General features: G+C 67.4%; 5 protein-coding genes. All 5 read left to right on the forward strand.

Translation table 11 applies throughout. The features are described from left to right. Positions 1–89: 89 nt before the first annotated feature. Positions 90–1,007 (forward strand): ABC transporter ATP-binding protein, encoded by a 918-nt coding sequence (locus ELR45_RS23175; RefSeq protein WP_129668446.1) that lies wholly within the window; start codon positions 90–92, stop codon positions 1,005–1,007. Next, the gene (locus tag ELR45_RS23180; RefSeq protein WP_205857097.1) at positions 991–1,956 is read left to right on the forward strand and encodes an ABC transporter permease; all 966 of its coding nucleotides are present in this window, start codon (positions 991–993) and stop codon (positions 1,954–1,956) included. Before ELR45_RS23175 ends, ELR45_RS23180 begins: the two co-directional genes overlap by 17 nt. Then, positions 1,956–2,873 carry an ABC transporter ATP-binding protein gene (locus ELR45_RS23185; protein ID WP_129668447.1) on the forward strand — a complete coding sequence of 306 codons (918 nt, stop codon included), beginning with the start codon at positions 1,956–1,958 and terminating at the stop codon, positions 2,871–2,873. Before ELR45_RS23180 ends, ELR45_RS23185 begins: the two co-directional genes overlap by 1 nt. A gap of 72 nt (positions 2,874–2,945) precedes the next feature. Then, positions 2,946–3,662: an ABC transporter permease gene (locus ELR45_RS23190; protein ID WP_205857098.1), complete on the forward strand. Its 717-nt coding sequence runs from the start codon at positions 2,946–2,948 to the stop codon at positions 3,660–3,662. A gap of 271 nt (positions 3,663–3,933) precedes the next feature. Then, positions 3,934–4,239: hypothetical protein (locus ELR45_RS23195; protein ID WP_165368033.1), on the forward strand; the 306-nt coding region annotated here is incomplete at its 3' end.

Consider the following 4,239-nt stretch of genomic DNA (forward strand, 5'->3'; position numbering starts at 1 on the left):
CGGCTCTGCTCTTCAGCCGCCGCGACGCGTAACAGGGCCCGGCCACATGGACACACCCGTTGCACCGCCCACGAGTTAGGTCAAGCACCGTGTCTGTCATCACGACCGAAGGGCTGACCAAGCGCTACCCGAGCGTGACCGCCTTGGATCAGCTCACCGTACAGATCGAGCCCGGAATCGTCGGTCTCGTCGGTGCCAACGGCGCCGGCAAGTCCACGTTGATCAAGATCCTGCTCGGCCTCAACGACGCGACGTCGGGACGGAGCACCATGCTCGGTCTCGACGTCGCCGACAACGGAGGAGAACTACGCGGCCGGGTCGGCTACATGCCCGAGCACGACTGCCTGCCGGCCGACGTCTCCGCCACCGAGTTCGTCGTCCACATGGCGCGGATGTCCGGTCTGCCGGCGGATGCCGCCCGCGAGCGAACCGCCGACACCTTGCGGCACGTCGGCCTCTACGAGGAGCGTTACCGCGGGATCGGCGGTTACTCCACCGGAATGAAGCAGCGCGTCAAGCTCGCCCAGGCGTTGGTGCACGATCCCGAACTGGTCCTGCTGGACGAACCGACCAACGGCCTCGACCCCGTGGGCCGGGACGAGATGCTCGCATTGATACGCCGGATCCGCACCGACTTCGGCATCTCCGTCCTCGTGACATCACACATGCTCGGCGAGCTGGAGCGGATCTGCGATCACGTCGTCATCATCGATGCGGGCGTACTGCTCCGATCGTCGTCGACGGCCGAGTTCACCCGTGCCAGTGAGCAGCTGGCGGTCGAAGTCACCGCCGACACCGAGGCTGTCGCCGACGCCTTCGCCGAAGCCGGCCTGCAGGTAGGCCGGGCCGGCAACGTCCTGCTGGTCGAGCTCGCGGGCGAGGCCACCTACGACGTCGTGCGCGACACTGTCGCCCAACTGGGACAGGGCTTGGTTCGGCTGGAACCCCGGCGGCACCGGATCGCCGAAGTCTTCGAGGAGGGCGCACACGATGCAGCCACGGTCTGACCAGGCACCGTCGCCGACGGCAGACACAGCCGGAGCGGCCACCGACCCGGGGCCGGAACAGGCCTCGGGCGGCGTCATCCACGACATCGGATACCGCGGCTACGACGGTGACCGGTTAGGGCGCCGCGCCGTCGCACGAGCACTGTTCGTTCACAGCCTCCGCGGTGTCTACGGGGTCGGCCGCTCCCCCAAATCTAAAGTGCTGCCCGTCGGGCTGTCGGTCATCATGTGCCTTCCGGCGCTGGTCCTGGCCGTCGTCACCGTCGTCGGGGTGGGGCAGGGGATCGTCGACGACGTGCCGCTGGACTACTCTCGCTACGCCATCGTGCTTCAGGCCGCCCTGGCGATCTTCCTGGCCACTCAGGCTCCGCAGACCGTCTCGCTGGACCTGCGTTTCAACACCCTGCCGCTGTACCTGTCCCGCCCGCTGGAACGGGTCGACTACGTCGTCGCCAAGTACGCGTCGTTGTCGATCGGGATCTTCATCCTGCTCGCCGTACCGTTGCTGATCATGTACGTCGGGGCGCTGCTTGCCGAGCTCCCGATTGGAAGCGAGACCGCCGACGTGATGTCCGCCCTGGTCGGCGCCGCGCTCTACGCTCTCGTCCTGTCCGGGATCGCCCTTGTGATCGCGTCTGTGACGTCGCGCCGCGGGCTCGGCGTGGCCGGCATCATCACCGTGCTGATGATGAGCTACGTGGTCGTCACGGCGTTGCAGGGGGTGGTCGGCATCGACAACGACGACAAGAGCACGGCCGGCTGGTTCGGATTGCTCTCCCCGATGACCCTGGTCGACGGGGTGCAGGTGTGGGCCCTGGGCGCTGATCCGTCCACCCCGGCGGGACCACCGAACAACGCCGCCGGGGTCGTCTTCGTTCTGGTCACGCTGGCCCTCATAGCCGGGTGCCTGGGGCTGCTGGTGTCCCGCTATCGGAGGGTGAGGCTGTGATGACCACGCTGACGCTGAAGGATGTGTCGAGGTGGTTCGGCAACGTCGTCGCCGTGAACGACGTGACCATGTCGATCGGACCGGGCATCACCGGCCTGCTGGGACCGAACGGTGCGGGCAAGTCGACGGTCATCAACATGCTGGGCGGTTTCCTCCCGCCGTCCACCGGGTCCGTGGAGCTCGACGGCGCGGCGGTGTGGAAGAACCCGGACGTCTACCGGGCCATCGGGCTGGTACCGGAACGCGAGGCGGTCTACGACTTCCTCACCGGCTGGGAGTTCGTGCTGCTCAACGCCGAGTTGCACGGCCTGCCCGATCCCGGGGAGGCCACTCGGCGGGCGCTGGCGACCGTGGAGATGGAGTACGCGCAGCAGCGCAAGGTCGGCGACTACTCCAAGGGAATGAAGCAGCGAGTCAAGATGGCGTCGGCGCTTGTCCACGACCCGGCCGTGCTGCTGCTCGACGAGCCGTTCAACGGCATGGACCCGCGGCAGCGGCTGCACTTGATGGAGCTGCTGCGGCGGATGGGCGCCGACGGCCGGACCGTCCTGTTCAGCTCCCACATCCTCGAAGAGGTCGAGCAACTGGCCAGCCAGATCGAGGTGATCGTCGCCGGCCGGCACGCGGCATCCGGCGACTACCGTGAGATCCGCCGGCTGATGACCGACCGGCCGCACCAGTACACGATCTCCTCCAGCGACGACCGCGCGCTGGCGGCGGCTCTGATCGCGGATGGGTGCACGGCGAGCGTCTCGCTCGATTCCAAAGAGCAGGTACTGCGGCTCGAGGCGAGTCAGTTCCTCAACTTCGCCGAGTTGCTTCCCCGGGTGTCCCGGGACGCCGGTATCCGGCTCTACCAGGTGACGCCGGCCGACGAGTCCCTGGAGAGTGTCTTCTCCTACCTGGTCCAAGCATGATCATCAACCGATGGCCGCAGCATGACCGGTTTGATCGTTGATGATCATGAGAACGTTCGAGGGAGCTCTACCGTGAACAACACGATCATCAGGCTCACCGCCCGCGCGATGCTGGGCGGCCGGCGGCTGTACCTGCTGCTGGGGCTGGCCTTGCTGTTCCTCGCGCTGGCCACGTTGCTGCGTCTGTTCGCCGAGTTCGGCACCTCTGATGCGACCGAGTTCATCCAGGCCGTCTCGCTCGGCGCGCTACTGCCACTGTTCGGCCTGATCGTCGGCACCGGTGCCATCGCTCCCGAGATCGACGACGGTTCGGTGGTCTACCTACTGGCCAAGCCGGTGTCCCGGCATACGATCGTGCGCAGCAAGCTCGTCGTCGCCGTGATCACGACGGTGACATTCGCGGCCGTCCCGACCTTCTTGGCCTCCGTGATCATGGTCGGTGGGTCGTCCGGCATCGCGCTGGGCTTCGGGGCCGGGGCGCTCGTAGCCGGTGCGGTGTACAGCGCGGTGTTCCTGTTGCTGGCGATCGCCACCAGGCAGGCGGTGATCTTCGGTCTCGTGTACGCCCTGCTCTGGGAGAGCGTCGTGGGAGGCTTCGTCCCGGGTGCGCAGGTGCTCAGCGTGCAGCAGTGGGCGCTGTCGGTGACCGAGTCCATCGCGTCGCCCGGCGCCGTATCGGCCAACGTCAGCCTGGGCGCGGCGCTGGTGCTGATCGTCGCGGTGTTCGCTGCGGCCACCTGGTACGCGGGTGAACGCCTACGTGTGCTGACCCTCGCCGGCGAGGAGTAGGAGCGCACCTCCGACGACACCAAGCTTCCACACGGCCCGACCATCACTGCACCTAGCTTCCACACAGTCGCCCCAACGACACCAAGCTTCCACGATGTTGGCTGCGTGCCCGGGCTCTCATGACCGCCGTGTGAACGATCCGTATCGCGGTCAATGACCCCTAGGCAGGGGGATCAGTCGGTGCTAGCTTTTCTGTTCAGTCACATCGGCGTCACGAAGTCCGGCGTGTACGGGGGACAACCGAATATCTCCGCCTCGGGAGGACCCCCGCATGGTCAGACGCGTCACCGTCGCTCTCATGTCCCTCGCCCTGATGGCCGGCGGCACCACCCTCGTCGCCGCGCAAGAGTCCGAGCCAGACCGGCCGCTTCCGGAGCACCTGGCCGACCTCAAGCTCGACGAGCCCTCGACGGCGACCCACACCGAGGTGGCGGCGAAGCTCGACCCCGAGCTCCTCGACGCCGACGGGACTCAGCTGGTCAGCATCGAGCTGAGCGAGGACCCGGTGGCGACCGCCGCGGCCGGCGGGGCCGGCGGCGCTGAGCAGGAAGCGCAGCAGGCCAGGGTCGAGCAGCAG

It is taken from the genome of Phytoactinopolyspora endophytica, from assembly GCF_004138495.1.
Classification (GTDB): domain Bacteria; phylum Actinomycetota; class Actinomycetes; order Jiangellales; family Jiangellaceae; genus Phytoactinopolyspora; species Phytoactinopolyspora endophytica.